This window comes from Mycobacterium botniense, from assembly GCF_010723305.1.
GTDB lineage: Bacteria > Actinomycetota > Actinomycetes > Mycobacteriales > Mycobacteriaceae > Mycobacterium > Mycobacterium botniense.
This window is the reverse complement of the sequence record NZ_BLKW01000004.1, coordinates 588463-607539: the sequence shown is the minus strand read 5'-3', so window position 1 is coordinate 607539 and position 19077 is coordinate 588463. Positions and strand designations below refer to the sequence as shown.

9 protein-coding genes and 1 pseudogene are annotated in these 19077 nt (G+C 65.4%); 3 read left to right on the top strand and 7 right to left on the bottom strand.

The window, feature by feature from the left end:
• Window positions 1-5: 5 nt before the first annotated feature.
• Together G6N08_RS12900 and G6N08_RS12895 are read right to left on the bottom strand one after the other, a co-directional pair.
• Window positions 6-9230 (bottom strand): type I polyketide synthase, encoded by a 9225-nt coding sequence (locus tag G6N08_RS12900; protein WP_163757862.1) that lies wholly within the window; start codon window positions 9228-9230, stop codon window positions 6-8.
• Between the two features lie 696 nt (window positions 9231-9926).
• Window positions 9927-10649, bottom strand: a complete 723-nt coding sequence (locus G6N08_RS12895) for a DUF1906 domain-containing protein (protein ID WP_163757860.1) — start codon at window positions 10647-10649, stop codon at window positions 9927-9929.
• Between the two features lie 219 nt (window positions 10650-10868).
• Here G6N08_RS12895 and G6N08_RS21450 point away from each other — a divergent pair.
• A pseudogene (locus G6N08_RS21450) lies at window positions 10869-12461 on the top strand (serine/threonine-protein kinase); the annotation flags it as partial.
• 134 nt (window positions 12462-12595) lie between these two features.
• Here the strand turns inward: G6N08_RS21450 and G6N08_RS12885 are convergent.
• Window positions 12596-13480, bottom strand: coding sequence for a MerR family transcriptional regulator (locus G6N08_RS12885; RefSeq protein ID WP_163757856.1), 885 nt, complete (start codon window positions 13478-13480; stop codon window positions 12596-12598).
• A gap of 63 nt (window positions 13481-13543) precedes the next feature.
• Here G6N08_RS12885 and G6N08_RS12880 point away from each other — a divergent pair, with 63 nt between their 5' ends.
• Window positions 13544-14710, top strand: coding sequence for an aromatic ring-hydroxylating oxygenase subunit alpha (locus G6N08_RS12880; protein WP_163757854.1), 1167 nt, complete (start codon window positions 13544-13546; stop codon window positions 14708-14710).
• A 1-nt stretch (window position 14711) separates the two neighbouring features.
• Here G6N08_RS12880 and G6N08_RS12875 read toward each other — a convergent pair whose 3' ends face one another.
• Window positions 14712-16064: a lipocalin-like domain-containing protein gene (locus tag G6N08_RS12875; RefSeq protein WP_163760569.1), complete on the bottom strand. Its 1353-nt coding sequence runs from the start codon at window positions 16062-16064 to the stop codon at window positions 14712-14714.
• Between the two features lie 114 nt (window positions 16065-16178).
• On the opposite strand from G6N08_RS12875, the gene G6N08_RS12870 reads away from it, so the two are divergent.
• Window positions 16179-17651, top strand: coding sequence for an aldehyde dehydrogenase (locus G6N08_RS12870; protein WP_163757852.1), 1473 nt, complete (start codon window positions 16179-16181; stop codon window positions 17649-17651).
• A 7-nt stretch (window positions 17652-17658) separates the two neighbouring features.
• Here G6N08_RS12870 and G6N08_RS12865 read toward each other — a convergent pair whose 3' ends face one another.
• The 3 genes from G6N08_RS12865 to G6N08_RS12855 are packed head-to-tail and all read right to left on the bottom strand — an operon-like array spanning window position 17659 to window position 19039.
• Window positions 17659-18090 (bottom strand): MaoC family dehydratase, encoded by a 432-nt coding sequence (locus tag G6N08_RS12865; RefSeq protein WP_163757849.1) that lies wholly within the window; start codon window positions 18088-18090, stop codon window positions 17659-17661.
• A complete protein-coding gene (locus G6N08_RS12860; protein ID WP_163757848.1) occupies window positions 18087-18611 on the bottom strand; it encodes an FAS1-like dehydratase domain-containing protein in 525 nt (174 codons plus the stop codon). The genes G6N08_RS12865 and G6N08_RS12860 overlap by 4 nt, the downstream gene beginning before the upstream one ends.
• Complete coding sequence (locus tag G6N08_RS12855) at window positions 18611-19039, bottom strand: nuclear transport factor 2 family protein (RefSeq protein ID WP_163757846.1); 429 nt, start codon at window positions 19037-19039, stop codon at window positions 18611-18613. Before G6N08_RS12855 ends, G6N08_RS12860 begins: the two co-directional genes overlap by 1 nt.
• Window positions 19040-19077: the final 38 nt, after the last annotated feature.

The window sequence follows — 19077 nt, the reverse complement described above, 5'->3', positions numbered from 1 at the left end:
GAGGCTCACCGGAGGTAGACGCCGCTATCGCCCAGTCGGGCCTGCGGATTCAGCAGCATCGCTGCCTCCTGTTGCTTTTCAGGGACCTGGTGGTCGAAACGACGGTCGGGGGGCCGCTGGTAAAGCGGCGGGCCCCCGGCGATCGCCGACGCCAGTCGGCGTTGTCCGGCCAGCAACCGCGCTTCGGCGCGCCGCTGGTACTGCTCGCGCTGCTGCCGATCCAGACATGCCAAAAACGCCTGTGGGTGCACCAGCGCGATCAACCCGGAGACGTGGCCGAACCCGAGGCTGGTCACCAGCCCGGCCTTGAGCGGAAACTTCCCGCCGAGCCGCAAGGTGTCGCGCACCCATACAAAGTGTGCGGAGGAGGCGAGTTCATCATCGACGCAGTCCAGACTGCGGTTGGGCGGGATGACCCCGTCGCGCAGCATCTGGCACATGCCCATCAGCTGAAACACCGCGGCGCCGCCCTTGGCGTGCCCGGTCAGGCTCTTCTGCGACACCACGAACAGCGGAGCGCCAGGCGAGCGGCCCAGCGCGTCAGCGAGCCGCTCGTGCAGCTCGGTCTCGTTGGGGTCGTTGGCCAGTGTGGAGGTGTCGTGCTTGGAGATCACCGCAATATCGTCAGCGCCCACGCCGAGCCTGGCCAGCGACCGGGCCAGCGGCGAATCCTTACCCCCGCGGGCGGCGCCCAGCGCGCCCAGCCCGGGTGCAGGGATCGAGGTGTGCACCCCGTCACCGAAGGACTGCGCGTAGGCCACCACCGCCAGCACCGGCAGCCCCATCTTGAGCGCGAGATCGCCGCGGGCCAGCAGGATGGTGCCCCCGCCCTGGGCTTCGACGAAGCCCAACCGCCGGCGGTCGTTGGGCCGCGAGAACCGGGCGTCGCTGATGCCCTTGGCGCGCATCATCTCGGTGTCGGCGGTCGCCGCCATATCGCCGAAGCCGATGATGCCCTCCAGCGTCAGGTCGTCCAGCCCGCCGGCCACCACCAGCTCGGCTTTACCAAGCCGGATCTTGTCCACGCCTTCCTCGACTGACACCGCAGCGGTGGCGCACGCGGCGACCGGGTGGATCATCGCGCCGTAGCTGCCGATGTAGGACTGAACCACATGCGCGGCAATGATATTCGGCAACACTTCCTGGAAGATGTCGTTGGGCTTGGCGCGGCCCAGCAAGTTACCGTGATACATGGTCTGCATCGAGGTCCCGCCGCCCATGCCGGTGCCCTGGGTGTTGGCCACCAGCGTCGGGTGCACATAGCGCATCACCTCGGCGGGGGTGAAACCCGCGGACAGGAACGCGTCGACGGTCACCACGATGTTCCACACCGCCAGCCGGTCGATGGAGCTGGCGAGGTCTGCCGGGATTCCCCACACCGTCGGGTCGAACCCGGTCGGGATCTGGCCGCCGACGGTGCGCGACAGCTTGTTCTTGCGCGGAACCCGGATTTCGGTGCCGGCCTTGCGGGTCACCTGCCATTCGGTCGAGTCGGGCACCGCCCGGATGACCGTATGCTCGGGGTCGAAGTGGACGAAAGCCCGCGCCTCGGCCTCGCTGGAGACCTGGAACGTGAAGTCCTTGTCCAAAAAGACGCTCACCAAAAGCGGCGAGGCGTGATCCGGGTCGATCGAGCCGTCGTCGACCCACTCACGGATCCCGACACGCTCCACCACGGTGTCGTGGTAGCGCTCGACGAGCTCGGATTCGTCGACCAGCTCACCGGATTCGGTGTCATACCAACCCGGTTGAGGATCGTCGTGCCAGCGGATCAACCCTGTTGTCCAGGCCAGCTCCAGCACACCGGCAGCCGACAGCTGGTTTTCGACCTCCATTTCGAAACGGGTGCGCGACGAGCCGTAGGGGCCCAGTTCGGCCCCGCCGACGATGACCACCAGGTCGGCCGGGTCGACATCGAGGTCGTCCCATTCCGGAGGCGGCGCGGGGGTGTAGCCGCGCGGCGGGCTGGGCAGCGCCGCAATGGTGCCCGCCGGTGTGCTCTGGTCAGCTAGCGCCTCAGCCGCGACCTGCTCGCGCGCCTTGGCCGCCAGTTCGGCCATGTCCAGCTCGACATCGGCCAGCCCGCCGGTCAAATCAACGGTCATCGGCGCGGCGGCTGCCGCAGCTTTGGATTCCACATCACAAAGCCGCAGCAGCATGGCTGCCATCTCGTCGGTGGAATATGTTGTCACCCCTGCATCCTCGACGGCACTGACGATCGCGTCGTTGTGACCCATCAGCCCGGTTCCCCGTGTCCAGCCGATCAACGCGTGCACCAGGCTGACCCGCTGCGCCCACGACGACTCGGCATGCCAGCGCCCCACCACGGCGTCCAGTGCCGACTTCGCCTCCCCGTAAGCACCGTCGCCGCCGAACATGCCACGGTTGGGTGAACCGGGCAGCACCACATGCAGCCGCGAAGCGATGTCGCGTTCAGCACCGATCTTGGACAGCCCGCCGATGAGCCGCTGCACCGCCCACAGCAGCACTTTCATCTCCATCTCCGAACGCGATCCGGCCTCGGAAAGGTCGCCGGCAACCCGCGGCGCCGCGAAGGGAAACAGCAGTGTGGGAGTCTGCGCGTCTTTGATGTAGATCGATTGCGGCCCAAGGCTTTCAGTTTGCTCGTTTCCGATCCATTCGATCAGGGCGTCGACGTCCGAGTACGAGGCCATATTGGCCGGCACCACCCACAGCGTCGCGCCGAAACGGGCATGATCGCGATATAGCGTGCGGTAGAAAGCGAGCCGCTCGTCGTCGAGCTTGGACGTGGTGGCGATGACGGTGGCGCCGCCGCCGAGAAGCCGCGCCACGACGGAGGCTGCGATCGACCCTCTCGACGCCCCGGTCACCACCGCGACTTCGTCGCCGTAGCAACCTTTGTCGGGGTTTTCTGCACCGCCGGCGATCCGGGCATACAGTGCCGCGTGGACAGTGCGGCCGGCAGCCAGGGACTTGCCCTGCCACCAGGTGGCCTGGGTGGCGACGACATGGCCGGCGCCCTCAAATCGCTCGGACAGCCGCGCCCATTCCGCGTCGATCTCGTCCTCGTCGGCCAACCACAGCTTGACCAAATCCTCGCGGGCACTGGCCCACCGATCGTCGAAGAGCACCGCTTTTCTGGCATCGAACACCGGCGCCACCAACCGTGGCCAGTCCGCGCCGAGTTCAGCGGTGACCAAGTCGATCAGCTCGGAGTCGGCGGCCGCCGGCGGTGTGGTGACTGGATCGTCCAGCCCCAGCTGGTTCAGCACCAGGCGCGCAGCCGATGCGAGCACGCCGTCGCGGCCGGTAATTTGTTGGGTGAACTCGTTCAGCGCGGCCACGTCGACGGTAGCGCCGCCGCCAGCGGACGGCAGCGTCACCGAAACGCCGCGCCGCGCGGCCACTGAGGTCACCGCGGCGTCGATGACCTGATCCACCGCGGCCGCGTCGGCCAGCGCCCCCTCATGCAAGTGACCCAGCGCTCCGCCGCGAACGCTGGCGCCCTCACGGGTGCCCAGCGCGACCTCGGCGATGACGTGTTTGGCCCACCCGTCACCGAGCTGCCAAACCTTCTTGACCCGCTCGCCGATAGCGGTGGGGCGCTTTCCCGACGGTCCGAAAACTGTCCGCAGCTGATCGTTGATCGCTTCGGAAAGCACTGGGCCGTAAGGCTTGTACGTGCGCGCCAATTTGGTGACCTGCGACCTCAGCGACGCCAGGTCGGCCTCAGCCGCCCCGTCGATGGCGCCCAGACCCAGCTCAGACCCCAGATCCACTAACAACTGGTTGCGCCGCGACGACGCGCCGTCGGTGATCGATTCGATAGAGTCCAGCGGTTCGATCTGGTCGACGCGCATCTTGGCCGACAGTGCGATCAGCGCCAGTGTGGCGTCGGCGGCGTCGAAGGGGATGTCGTCGGGACGGGGGCCAGTGGGCGCCGCCGCCGGCGCCGGTCCGGCAGAGGTGGCGGCCGCCGCGTCAGGGGCAGCCGGTTCAGCGGGTGTCGCCTCGGCGTCGACTTCGGGCTCCGGTTCGGGATCGGTGTCCCTCGCGAACAGCACGTCGGCGTCACGCTCGGCGTTGAGCACTTCGACGGTGCTGTGGGCGTATTCGGGAAGTTTGAGGGTGTTGGCGGCCAATCCGGCAACGGTAGGCGAGGACTTCACCCCGACCTCGACGAACCGTTCCACACCCAGCCCGCCGGCCGCCTCTTCGGTGAACAGCAGATCCTGAGTCTCGATCCAGCGCACCGGGCTGGCGAACTGCCAGGCCAGCAATTCGATAAAGACGGTGCGCGCCATCTCACGCGGCCGCTCACGGCGCCAGGTGTCGTAGTCGGCCAGGATCGGGTCCAGCGGCTCAGCGGGCACCAGATCCCGGATTTCCTGGATGAACTCACGGTCGAGGGAGAACGGCCGTGGCACCAAGTTGGGGATGTAGCGCCCGATGATCAAGTCGGGATCCTTGTCCCGCGGCATGACCCGGTCCAGTGAGCGGCGGAATTCGGCGACGCCGACCCGCAGTACCCGCGAGTGGAAAGGCACGTCGATGCCAGGCACAAAAATGAAAGATCTTCTGCCGCCGGTAATTTCACGACGACGCTCCACCTCGGCCTCGAGCGCTTCCAGGCCGCGGACCGTGCCGGCGACTGCGTACTGCGAGCCGCGCAGGTTATAGTTGACGATCTCCAGGAATTCCCCAGTGCGCTCGGCGATCTCGGCGACAAATGCGGGAACGTCTGCGTCGGCCACGTCGATCTGCGACGGCCGGATCGCAGCCAGCCGGTAGTTGGACCGGCCCAGCTCGTCGCGAGGCACGATGTCGTGCATCTTCGACCCGCGCTGAAACACCATTTCCAACAGTGTTTCCAGCTCGTAGATACCGGTGACGCAGGCCAGCGCGGTGTACTCCCCGACCGAGTGGCCGCACGCGATCGCACCTTCGACAAAGGCACCTTGTTCACGCATCTCGGCGACCTGGGCCGCCGCGACGGTAGCCATCGCCACCTGGGTGAACTGTGTCAGGTAGAGCACCCCGTCGGGATGGTGATAGTGCACGCCGGAGGCGATGATGCTGGTGGGGTTGTCGCGCACCACATGCAGCACCGAGAAGCCCAGCGTTTCGCGGGTGAACTTGTCTGCCGAGTCCCACACCTTGCGGGCCGCCTTGGACCGCGCCCGCACCTCCATACCCATGCCCTTGTGCTGGATGCCCTGGCCGGGGAACGCGTAGACCGTCTTCGGCGCGGCCAGTCTCGCGGTCGCCGACATCACCAGATCCGACCCCACGCGCGCGGTCACTTCCACAATTTCGGCGCCCTGGTCGATTCCCACGCGGTCGACGCGGAAGTCCACCTGATCGCCAGGGCGCACCATGCCGAGAAACCGGGCGGTCCAGCCGATGAGCCGCGCCGGTGGCCGGGCTTGACCGTCGGTGGCGGTCACCACATGCTGGGCTGCGGCCGATAACCACATGCCGTGCACGATCGGCGAGTCCAGACCGGCGAGCAGGGCCGCCGCGCGGTCGGTGTGGATCGGGTTGTGGTCGCCGGACACCATTGCGAACGGGCGCATGTCGACCGGCGCGGTGAGTGTGACATCGCGGCGGCGGCGCCGCGGGGTCTCGGTGGCATTGGCAGAGATCGCGCCCCCGGCGCGAACCGGATCGGTGGCCTCGGCGGTGCCGGTGCGTCCCAGGATCGCGAAGCGCTCTTCCAGGTTGGCCACGACCGCACCGTCTGGCTGCGCCACCGTGACCAAGACCGGCACGATCCGGCCCAACTCGGTGTCGGTCGCGGTAGAAACCGTTGCTTCGACAATTAATTCGGTTGGAACGCGCGGTAGCGGGTCGATCAGGCGCGCAGCGTGGTCGAGGTGCACCAGGTTCAGCAGGCCCTCGATCACCGGGACGCCGGCGGGGGTGACCGCGGAGCCGATGGCCGCGAACACCGCGGGCCAGCACAGGCCGACGACTGCGTCGGGCACGGTGGATAGCCCGGGGGCCAGTGGTTCGCCGAAGGTGGCGGTCACCCCGGTGTGGTCGGCGACCCGTTCGGGGTTCCACTGCACGGTCACGGTAGCGGTCCCCTCATGCACCTCCGGCAGCGCCGCTGGGTTGTCGACACCGGCGGCGATGGCCAGCACAGAACGCATGGCGGTTGCGGCATCCGGTGTGCTGACAACCGGAATACCACCGTCAATAGTGTTGGCGGGCAGTGTAATCGGGATTTCTACCCAGGTGCCTGACACCGGAACGCTCAGCAGAACCTGCTCGGCAGATCTGACCTGCAGGCGGGCCCCGGTGGAGGAGTGTGTGGCTGTGCGGTTTTCGTGAACCTGCCAGTCGCCGGGATCAGCGATGCGGTGCACAGGGTTGGTCGTGGTACGGCCCGCCCACAGCACATCGGGAGCGTCGAGCACGATGGCCAGCGGACCGGTCACATCAGCGCGGCCCAGCCGGCGCGAGGTCACCGGCTCGGGTTCGGCTCCGGCCGCGAGCAGTTCGTCGATGGCGGCCTGTTCGAAGCGGTCCAGCAGTTCGCCGACCGGCTCGTCGACGCGGGTGATACCGGCGACCGACGCCGGGCCCGGGATGATGCACACCTGGTCGGCGTCGTAGCGAGCGTCGTGCGCCTGCCACAGGGAATCGCTACGCCACCAACGCCGGACGTCTTTGTCGATGACCGGTACGAAGTTGACCGGCTTGCCCGGCGTCTGGCACAGCGTGACAAAAAACGACACATCGGCGGGGTGCAGCTGCACGGTCTCGGCGTCGGGATAGTGCTGCACCAACGCGGCAATGGCTGCGTCGGGGTTCTCCAGGAGCCGCACACCAGCCTCGTCGGACCTGGAGAACAACGTGGTGATCCGGCCGTGATCCTGTGGGTGCAGCCGGGCTTCGGCGCGCTGCAGCATCTTTTCGAAGCGGTCGCGCCAGGTGTCGGCCAGCCACGGGCTGTGCGGTGAGACCGTATCGGCGGTGGAATTACCCTCGCCGACGGTCAACTCAACGTAGCGGCGCAACCACTGCGCGTAGGTCATTTCGCCGGCATCGCCGAAGTACGGTTTGGCGGTGGCGGCCATCGCGGCGATGATCTCGTCGCGGCGGGCCGCGACTGCCTCGGCGTCACCGGCCACCTCGTCGAGCAGCCGACCGCACCGGGAGGCGGCGTTGTCGATCTCGTGAATGTCGGCACCGAGCTGGCTGCGGCTGGAGGCCATGCCGCCCTGGGCTTTTCCGGCACTGATCCACTGGTCGGTGCCGCGGGTCTCCACCAGCATCCGCTTGACCGACGGTGACGTGGTGGATTCCTTGGTCGCCATCGCTGCGGTACCGACCAAAATGCCGTCGACAGGCATCAGCGGGAAGCCGTGCCGCTCAGCCCAGCGCCCGGACAGGTATTCGGCGGCCCGCTCGGGTGTACCGATGCCGCCGCCGACACAGACGGTGATGTTGGGCCGCGACCGCAGCTCGGAGTAGGTCGCCAGCAGCAGATCGTCGAGATCTTCCCAGGAATGGTGGCCGCCGGCGCGTCCGCCCTCGATATGCATGATCACCGGTTTGGTGGGCACCTCGGTGGCGATGCGGATCACCGAGCGGATCTGTTCAACCGTGCCGGGTTTGAAAACCACGTGGCTGATCCCGACGCCGTTGAGCTCGTCGATCAACTCCACGGCCTCTTCCAGCTCCGGGATGCCGGCGCTGATAACCACGCCGTCGATCGGCGCACCGGACTGGCGGGCCTTCTGCACCAACCGTTTTCCGCCGACCTGCAGCTTCCACAGGTACGGGTCGAGGAATAGCGCGTTGAACTCGAAGGTGCGCCCGGGCTCGAGGAGCCCCCTCAGCTCCTCGAGCCGATTCGTGAAGATTTCTTCGGTGACCTGCCCGCCGCCGGCCAGCTCAGCCCAGTGGCCGGCGTTGGCGGCGGCGGCGACGATCTTGGCGTCGACGGTGGTGGGCGTCATACCGGCCAGCAAAATCGGCGACCGCCCGGTCAACCGAGAGAATTTCGTCGAGAGTTTGATCCTGCCGTCCGGCAGCCGCACCACCGCGGGGGCATAACTCGACCACGGCCGGGCCACCTCGGGGATGGCGCCGGCGGTAAACAGATTGCGCTGCCCGCCGCGGGTGGCCGCGGCCACAATACCCACACCCAGCCCTCGAATCACCGGCGCGGTCAACCGGGTCAAGATATCGCCGGGCCCCAGATCGAGAATCCAGCGCGCCCCTGCTTCGTGCAGCCTGCTGACTTCGTCCACCCAGTCGACCTGCCGCACCAGGATGGCTTCGGTCATGGCCCGAGCCAACCCGACGTCGAGGCCGACCTTTTCGGCCCACCCACCGACGAGGTCGACCCCGTCGGCAAGACGCGGGGTGTGGAAACCAACTTCGACTTGAACAGGTTCGAAAACCGGGGCGAACACGGCGCCACCGCGCACCTTGTTCTTGCGATCGGCCTCTTCCTGCTCCGAAATCTGCTTGCAGTACAGCGCGAAACGCGACAGTTGCTCAGGTGTTCCGGTGATGACCACCGCGCGCCGACCGTTGCGGATGGACAGCACCGGCGGCAGGACGGTACGGACATCCCGGGCGAACTCGTCGAGTAGCCCGCGGATGCGCTCCGGATCGGCGTTGGTGACCGACACCATCGGCGGGCGGTCACCGAGGATCGATATTCCTCGCCGGCGGGCCACCAGCGTGCCGGCCGCGCCGATCAGTTGCGCCAGGGCCAGCAGCTCGACATCGCGGGTGCCTGCGGCGTGCAGGGACTCGACTGCGAGCACACCCTGCGAATGGCCGGCAACCGCCACCGGCGGTACAGCCACCAGATCCATACCCTGGCGCGCCAACGCCCGCATGGCCGCGATCTGGGTGAGCAGCACGCCCGGGACTGACACCGCCGCCGAGGTCAGCTGCTTGGACGACGGAACGGCATCCTCCGCCGCCAGCGCGCGCACCCACTGGAGCGGCTCAAAACCGATCGGGCGCACGACGACCAATTCTTTGGCGACCGGCTCGAGCAGCAGATCCGCCTCACCGACCAAGGTGGTCAGCTCGGCTTCGATGCCCGCGGAAGACACCAGTTCTTCCAGGGTTTCCAGCCAGGCGCTGCCTTGCCCCCCGAACGCGACGGCATAGGGCTCGCCGCCGGACAGGCGATCGACCAGAGCCTGGGTATGCCTGACCTCGGGGGGAGTCCCGTCGCGGTCAGCGGACACCCTGTCGTGCTCGTTGATCGTCACCGTGCGTATCTCCCTGTAGTGCTTCTGCTGTGTCTCGCTTCGCTCCGCGTGTCAGACCTTCGCTGCCCAGCGGGTGTGCTCACATGCCCACCCACTCCCCGTCGAGTCGGCCGAATCCGGACCGATCCCGTTTCGAGGAAGGTCCGAGAGGCCGGGCGCGGGTTGGTCGGCTGCAATAAGACTGGCATAAGAACCAGCAGGGTTTTTGTGTGCTGATCGGTTACTGGCGGGTTCTACGCGCGGGTAACAGTGCCCTGGGTAACACAGCACTGAACTGCAGCCGGAGACCTCCGGAACAAACGTCCTGCATGCAGGTGGTTACGGTCGAGTAGCCACAACAGCGCAGATCAAAGCAGTATTGTTATCAAATCGTTATGTTCTAAATTCGGCGTGCGGCGCGGATCCGGCGCCGCGTGTGCTGATGCATGACGCCACGGGCGCTAGCCACTGCGCTGCGCGACACGGTCTGGGGAGTTTGCTGGGAACGGCTGCATGCCGCTCCACGGTCGGGTTAACCGGCCCGCTCTGTCATGGCGCCCAGATCCTGCCGGCCTGCCAGCGATGCGACGGGCCGGTGGCGTCAGCTCTTTTTCGCGCTCGCGTGTGTTGTGGGTGATCAGCTACCCCATCACGCCCCCGCGGCACAACGTCGTCTGCAGTGGCGTAGCTGGCCGGCCGGTCTTCTGGTGGTCAACGTTATTCCCACTGCCCGAATTGGGGTTTGAGGATGTGGTTGACGTCGACGCCGACACCCGCAACAGTGCGTTTGTCGATCTCGACTTGGTGGAGATGGGCGGCGGGGTGCGTGAAGCCTTTGGGGGATCCCCAGTTGTGCTGCCAGAAGTAGGAGCCCAAACCATCTTGCAGCGCCCAATCGATCGTCCTGGCGTTGGCATACACCCCGACGCGTTGGTGTCCAAGCACCGACTCCCAGCCCCGTAAATAGGGAGCGACCTGCTGTTTGTACTGCTCGTATGACGGGTTGTCGTCAATCGAGGCGTAGATCGGGGCACTGGCCGGACCACCCGCGGCGGTATGCAACTGCCAGCCGCGTTGGGCATGTGTGACTCCGGCGCTCTGCCCGCCCAGCCAGTCGGCCGTGTCCTGCTTGCCGTATTGATAACAGGAGACGATCTTGAGCCCATTACTGTGCAAATCACGAGCTTCCGCCAGCTGGATGGGCTTGCCCAGCATCCACGCACCGCCCGGTCGTCGATCGGAAACATACCGGATTGCTCCCACAGCACCGGCGGCCTTGATGTCGCTGGCGGGGATAACACCGGCTGAGTAGTCCAACAAGATCCCAAGCGGGCTCGCCGAGGCCAAGGCGGGACTCAGCAATGATGCCGCGGCGCCGGCACCGAGCCAGGCGGGGGTAGCGCCCACGAATTTGAGCGCCGTGCGGCGGGAGACTAACACATGTCACAGAGTAGGGTAACAGCACCAATGGTCGCACTAACTCCACCAGTCACTCCTGTCATAAAAGGCCCCGAGGATCACTGGTCACTGCGCACCCGCGCAAACTGGGGACGCCACCGGGCGGACGCGCGCCGGCCTGGCACTGCTATCACGACAGCCTGGCGCAAAACGCCGGGGTAATGCATGCACCGCAGCGAATCACATCGGTAGGATTCGCACATGCCGTTGCCCAACGACACAATTTGTGCTGGATTCCGAATACTTCGGCATCTGGGGTCGGGGGCGATGGGTGAGGTCTACCTGGCGGAGCACCCACGCCTGCCGCGGCGCGAGGCGCTCAAGGTCCTCCCAGCCGACGTGTCGGCTGACCCGGAATTTCGTGAACGGTTCAACCGCGAAGCCGACCTCGCGGCGATGTTATGGCACCCGCACATCGTCGGAATCCACGACCGTGGCGAGTTCGACGGCCAGCTGTGGATTTCAATGGACTACGTCGACGGTCTCGATGCGGGCAAGTTACTGCACGACAAGTATCCCGGGGGGATGCCGCCCGACGACGTCCTCGAGATCATCACGGCGATCGCCGAAGCGCTCGACTACGCCCATGACAGTGGGCTGCTGCACCGCGATGTGAAGCCGAGCAATATTCTTGTCGCACAAGCCCCGTCTGGCGTGCGGCGCATATTGCTGGCGGACTTCGGTATCGCACGCCACATCGATGACATCAGCGGTTTGACGGCCACCAACATGGCTGTCGGCACAGTCGCCTATGCTGCGCCCGAGCAGCTCATGGACGCTCCGATCGACGGGCGAGCCGACCAGTATTCCTTGGCCGCCACCGCATTTCATCTTCTGACCGGATCACCGCCGTTCAAACATGCGAACCCCACCGTAGTCATCAGCCAGCATCTCAACGGCACACCACCCCGGATAGGCGACATCAGGCCGGAACTGGCCCGCTTCGACGCGCCGCTGGCCCGCGCATTGGCCAAGGACCCCGCCGATCGATTCGCGCGATGCGGAGAATTCGCCTCAGCGCTGAACGCCGGTCGTGACAGAAAGTTCCGACTCAGAGTCACAAAGCTCAGGTGCGCGAAGTCCGGCGCACCGGGCTCACCGGCACCGCCCTGGAGAGCGTCCGGGCAGCCGCGATCGCCGGTTCGTCATGCCCTTGCAACCGCCGCGGCGGTCATCCCTATGACCGTCGCCCTGATGATGACGGGATCGGTCGCCACCCTTGGCAGTCATTCGACCGGCCCCTACAAGCCTGCCGCCGCAAGCGCCCGGTCCGCCGGTATCGCCGCCGTTTCGCCGACGGAAAGCACTGATTCGTCACCGCGCAGCGATGGCACCGATGCCGCTCCGGCCGCGTTCGCCGTGGGCTCACCATGTACTCGCGACCAAATGAATACCACCACGACATCGACGGCTAACACACCGATTCGGTGCGTGCGCGTGCACGGCGGGTACGCATGGCAGCCCAACGCCGAAGTAGAGCGGATGTATCCCCTCATCGCAGGCGAATCGGGTTGGCGTAACTGCCTCAAGGAATTCCCGCGCCACAAATGCGAAGACGCCGCAGCGGTATTGGCGGGCACCCCGGGCTCGCCCGGCCCGTTCATCCCACCGGGGACGTACGCTGTCCCCGCGGAGATGGAGCCGGGACTCTACTCGGCAACGAGCGGTGTTACCGGAGCGGGCTGTTCCTGGTACACCTACGACGAGGCGGGTAATCTGCTGGCCGCCGGCACCGACGCTGACGATGTCAGGATCGGGCCCTACGTCGCGCGCTTCACCACCGCCGGGTGCACACCATGGGTCCGCAACCCTGCACCGCGAAACTCCGAGAGCCAATTAGCTTGGGAGCGTTGACTACCTGCCCGGTTCATGCGTGCAGACGTCCGTCGTTGGTCACTGCACCCGGACCGGGCCCGACCGCCGCGCTGTTATGGCGGTAGCACGATGACGCTGACGGCCTGCACCCCGCGGCGAGCGGTCTCGCGGGCCATCTCGTCGAGAAAGTGCGCCGCCGCCGGGGCTATCGACGCTGCCCAGGTCCGAAAGCCCTGCACAATGACCGGATCGTGTTCCAGCAGCGGTCGCACACGTTTCAGTACGGCGACCACGTCGTCGGGTAGCGGATCGGCCATCTGTTCATCGATCCAGGTGCGGACGAGCTGGGTTGCGGCGTCGTAATTTTCGCCGAGCCCGACAACTTCACTGGCGAGTCGGCGCAGTCGGTCGAATAGCACTGTACGCCCTGGCATCTCAGCGATTTCCTCGAGCAGCGTACTGGCCGCTTCGGGCAGAACCATCTGGCCGAACAGCGCCGGCACGGGTAGCTGCCACTCGTCGAACAACGCGGCGTACATCGCGGCCGCCGGCGGCGACAGCGGGGTACTGAGCCTGCCGATCACACCGATGCTGTCGCGGTGCGACGTCGCCAGCCGCCGCAGGATCCGCTCGTTGTCGTTGCCGTCGGCATCTGCACACCGGATCGCCAACCCGCTGTCGGTGGCGGCGTCGATCGCGGCGATTAATCGGTCCAACCGGTCCCGCTGTCGTACCAGCATCGCACGGTGCTGGGCCAAGACATCCCCGAGACTGCTCTGCTGACTTTCCAGTAACCGGCGAATGTCCTTGATGCTGATGCCGAGGCTTCGCAACAAATCGATCCGCAACAGGTCGAGAACCTGGGCGATGCCGAAGACCCGATAACCGTTGCTGAGGTGCTCTGCACGCAGCAGCCCGAGTTTTTCATAGTGGCGGATGCGGCCTGACGCAATCCCGGTCAGGGCGGTGACCTCGCCGATCAGCAATTGCTCAGCCACGCCTTGACCTTACAACCGTGACAAGGTGTACAAACTCACCTGGATTTTTGCGGAGGGATGCTGATGGACCGTGAGCAGCTTATCGATTTGACCCGGCGTGCCGTGAAGCTTGCCCGCGACAAGACCACCGACCTGGCGCCCAGCCAGTACACGGTCAACGCGCGTGAGTACACCTCGGTCGAGCGGCACGAACGCGATAAAACCATGTTGCTGACCAGTCCCCAGCTGGTGGGGTATGCCTCCGAGCTACCCAAGCCGGGGGCGTATTGCACCAAGATGGTGATGGAGCGATCGATCCTGCTGACCAGAACGGCCGACGGATCGGTCAAGGCGTTCAACAATGTGTGCCTGCACCGGCAATCGCAGGTAGCGACAGGGTGCGGCACCGCAAAACGGTTCAGCTGCCCCTACCACGCCTGGACCTACGACAACACCGGACGGTTGGTCTCAGTTCCCGGCGCCGAGGGCTTTCCCGGCGTGACCCTTGATGCCGATGGCCTGACGGAGTTGCCGGCCGCCGAGTTCGCCGGGTTCCTTTGGGTGGCACTCAATCCCGAAGCCACGCTGGACATCGTCGCGCACTTGGGCCCACTGGCCGATGAACTCGCCTCTTGGGGCATCGGAAATTGGTCTCCGCTGGGCGAGAAGGTTCTCGATGTCCCGATCAACTGGAAGCTGGCTGTAGACACCTTCGCGGAGAATTACCATTTCGCCACCGTGCACCGACGGACCTTCGCGCTGATTGCGCGCAGCAACTGCGCGGTGTTCGACTCGCTCGGCCCACATCACCGGCTGGTCTTTCCGCTCAATTCGATTCTCGAGTTGAACAATGTTCCCGAAGAGCAATGGGATCCATTCCAGCACATGGTGGTCATCTACGCATTGTTCCCCAACATCGTACTGTCAGTGACGATCGCCAACGGTGAGCTGTTTCGGATTTACCCCGGCGACACCCCGGGCAGGTCCATCACCGTTCACCAGAACTCGACACCGTTGGATCTCTCCGACGAAACCGTGGCCGCCGGGGCCCAGAAGGTGTTCGACTACGCGCACACCACGGTTCGAGACGAGGACTATCGGCTGGCTGAGACGTTGCAAGCTAACTTGGCGTCCGGGGCGCGCGATCAGCTGGTGTTCGGCCGCAACGAACCCGGGCTGCAGCATCGCCACCGGGCCTGGTCGCAGGCGCTGGACGCACTGGATGCCGCCGGATCGAGCGATCGCCGATGACTCACGCCGACAGAGCGGCGATCAGGTCGTCGAGAACCTGGGTGCAGGCCGAACGAGCCTGCGGGGCCGCCAGTATCGGCCGGATCGCGGTCTGCAAAATCTGCAATGCTTCACCGCGGCGACCGGAAGACACCAGCGACCGCATCTGGCCGATTAGCGTGTTCAGTTGCGGTTCAGAGGTTTTTCGATCGGCGACCGTGGCGTTGAGCACGTCGATCAGCTCCCAGTCCCGGTAAAGCGCCAGTGACCTTTCATAAAAGGCGAATCCGCTCACCGGTTCGCCGCGCAGGGTTCCGCGGTAGTGATACGGGCCTTCCATGTACTCGATCGGCAGCGCATGCGCCGGCGCGGCCACCAGCGGCTCGCCGGCGAGGTCCAGTCGCAGCGTGGCGCTGCTGATCAGATGCCGGTCGGGCATGTACCGGGCACTGGCGGGTGGCGGAATGAGCGGCCGCACCGAATCCGGCCATCGGACATAGCTAGTGACGGTGACCTCAACGTCTTCAACACACTCTGCTGGTGTCTGTGGATTGGGGTAGCTCGTCGTGATTCCCGAAAAAGGCTGCCGCCCATTGCGGCTGGTACGGTCGAACTGTTGCCAAATGCTCAAGTCGACACCGTTGTCCAAACTGATGGTGCGCCACTCGTGAGACCGGGCCCGCGGATCCCCTCCGGTTCCCCCACCGCCCGCGTATTTGGGAAACCACTGCCGGTCCACATGCCCGCTGGTCCCGGCGACCCGCTCACGCGTCTCGCCCCAGCGGAGGGTTCCGGTCATCGCCATGCTGCTCTGGAAGTACGAATAGGTCTCGTTTTGACCGAAGCAGGCGATTTTGCCGTTATACGCCGATGCCCCAACGGGAACCGGCGCCCGTGTCGGCGTCACCGTGAGCTCGAGGTTCATCGGTTGCCCTGTCTGGTCCACACCGGTCAGGCTGACGCGATAGGTGAAGGGCCGCAATTCGCCGTCACCGCCGCGGCAGGTCGTCCACGACGCCGTGCCCGCAGTGCCCTCGTATCGCAGGTCCAGGTGCCCCGCGGCGGCGCGCAACTTGGGTCGCGCACCCGGCTGCACGCTGAGGGGTGGCATGTCGTAGTCGGTGTAGGTGCCGTACCCGCCGGTATCGAGATCGAATAGTGCCATCGTGTAAAAGTCCGCGACCACCGATCCGCCGGGACGATTCTTGTTGACGATAGCCAGGAAAGCAAACGACCGACCACTGGCAGCATCGAGTGGCCCGGCGAGAAACCATGTATCGGACTCGTAGCCGGCGTGCTCACCTTCGGCAGCGGGAAACTCCAGCAAGCTGTCGCCGGGTACCAGCTGAAAAGGGTAACGCCACCGGCCCGTTATCTTCGCGTCAGACATTGTGTGGTGAGTCGTCTCCGGTAGCGGCTGAGCCGATCTGCTATTTTTTGCTATGTTAGCATTAATAGCGTTTCTCGCCTTTCCTCGAGGTGATGCGCGATGACAGCAGGGTCTGGCCACCGCTGGTATGACGAACTCTTCATCGGAGGGCGTTGGCGCAGACCCGCTACCCCGGCGAGGCTTACCGTTATCTGTCCGCACTCCGAAGAGCCTTTCGGTGAAGCGGCGGTGGCCGACCGCCGCGATGTTGACGAGGCCGTCACCCTCGCCAGGCACGCCTTCGACCACGGACCGTGGCCGCGGCTTGATCCCAGTGAGCGCATGGCGAAAATCGAGCAGCTGGCCGCTGTCTATGCCGGCCATATTGACGAGATGGCTGACCTCATTACCGCTGAAATGGGTTCGCCCCGCAGCTTCAGCAGATTAGGTCAGGCCGCGGGCGCGGCATCGATGATGCATCTCGCGCTGGCTACCGCCCGAGAATTCCCCTGGACGGAGCGCCGCCGGGGGGTACTCGGCGAAGCACAGCTGCGCCGGACCCCGGTGGGCGTGGTCGGCGCGATCGTGCCATGGAATGTCCCGCAGTGTCTGATCATGCCCAAGCTGATTCCGGCACTCATCGCCGGATGTGCTGTCATCCTGAAACCGGCACCCGAAACCCCTTTGGATGCTTTGTGGTTAGCCGAAATGATCGAGGAGGTCGGCCTGCCTGAAGGGGTGGTCTCGGTGCTCACTGGCGGACCAGAAATCGGCGAGGCACTGGTCTGCCATCCCGGCGTGGACAAGATCGCGTTTACCGGATCCAGCGCTACCGGCCGCCGGATCGCTGCGCTGTGCGGTCAACAGCTCAAACGGGTGAGCCTCGAGCTGGGCGGCAAGTCGGCCGCGATCATCCTCGATGACGCCGATGTCGACAAGACCGTGGCCGGCCTGAAAACCGCGGGCCTGATGAACAACGGACAAGCCTGCGTCGCGCAAACCCGCATTCTAGTCGGCCGGCGACGCCACGACGAACTCGTCGATGCGCTGGCCGAGATGATGTCGGGGCTGCGTGTCGGCGATCCCACCGACGACACGACCGACATCGGGCCGCTTGTCTCGCAACGCCAGCAGCAGCGCGTGCAGGACTACATCCGCTGCGGAGTGCGGGAGGGCGCGCGTATCGTGGTCGGCGGCGATAGCGCACCAGCCCCGCGCGGGTGGTATGTGCAACCGACGTTATTCACTGATGCTGCCAACGACATGCGCATCGCGCGGGAAGAGATATTCGGCCCGGTCTTGACCGTGCTCACCTACTCCGATGAGGACGAAGCAGTTCGCATCGCCAACGACAGCGACTATGGCCTGGCGGGTTCGGTGTGGACCGCCGATGTCGCCCACGGCCTAGAGATCGCTGCCCAGGTGCGCACCGGCACCTACGGGATCAACATGTACATGCTCGATATCGGTATCCCGTTCGGGGGTTTCAAACACTCTGGTATTGGGCGCGAGTTCGGCCCCGAAGGCCTCAATGAATACGTCGAGCTACAGACAATCATGTGCAGCGGCGCGCGCCCACCAGCTGCCCGCTGAGCCGGTGTCACTGCGGCAGCTGCAGCGTGAGCTCGGCCGGGCAGCACAGCTCACCCCGCTGGTTGGTCACCGCGACCTGCAGGTCGACGAGGTAGCGGGGCGGGTCGACTGAGGTGTCGCAGCGCTTGGCTACCACTCGTCCCCGGCCCACCATGGTGTCACCGGCGTAAATCGACCCCGCCAGCCTCATTTTGCGACGTATGACCCGACTGCTCGGGCCGGCCCAGTCGGTGGCGACGCGGTCGACGAATCCAGCCACATGCATCGTGTTGACAAAGATCGTCGGGTGGCCGTGGCTTTGGGCGTACGCCGGGTCGTAGTGACCCGGAAAGTAGTCCCATGTCGCGCCGCTGTTCATCACTACCCGTTGGTAATCGATCTCATCGACCACCTCGGGCAGGTCGGTCGGGACACTTAGCTTTCCCCACTCCACAGTCACAGCGACGCACCGGGGGTGAAGCGGAACAACGTGTTTCGATTCCTCGCCACCACCACACCATCTTGGCGAGTGTACGTTTCGATGGTTTCGACGAAATGCCCGACGCCCAGCCGGGTCTGCTTCGCCGGTGACACTGAGACCACCTGCTCGACTACGGTGAGGCGATCACCTTCGACGATGGGCAGCAGAAATTCGGCGTCATTCGCGGCGTTGATGAAAGCAGTGCCGGGCAGCGGGACCTGCAGCGCGATCGAGGTTACCCGGGGACAATCTGTCGGCACCCACGGCGGAGGTATCAGCCAGCCCATGAGAAGAGCAGGGGGAGCGAGCAGGCCGCCCCACGTCTTCCGGGCGAATTCGGTATCCCAATACGATGGATTACCGTCGCGAACCATCGCGGCGAACAGCTGGATGCGCGCCGCACTGACCACTGTTCCCGCAGTCCGGGGTTCCCGGGACACACCGACCATCCGCAGCGCATCCTCATAGCTGCCATAAGCAAGTTCGGTTCCCTCAGCCATCACATCATGAGCGGATGGCCGGTGGGCACCGAATCCCACCGGAGCTCGCGGGAAGCGAAGTACCAGCTGCCGCGTTCGTAGACAAGCTGGTCTCGATACACGCCAGTGGCTCGCAGAGTTGTGAGGCCAGCGTCGTCGACGGCGAACAGTAGGCCGATGCATCGCTGACTCGCGTTGATGCCGTCGACGCTGATCTCGTGATCGACGGTGACCAGCCGTTGCTGAGCACCACCGTCGAAAGCAGCCCGCAGATCGGTAAACACCTTGCCGTCACGCACGAAACGCGCGCCCGAGTGACGGAATGTCGCGACCCAGCCGTCGCGGTCGCCGTCGGAATAGCACCGGTTGTGCCGCGCCGTCAGATCGAGGATGGCAGCGCGTCCGCGTACAGCATCGAGCATGTATTGCTGCTGGTATGTCATTGACATATCTGGTGCCTCCCGTCGAACCGACTCGCCAAACGCCT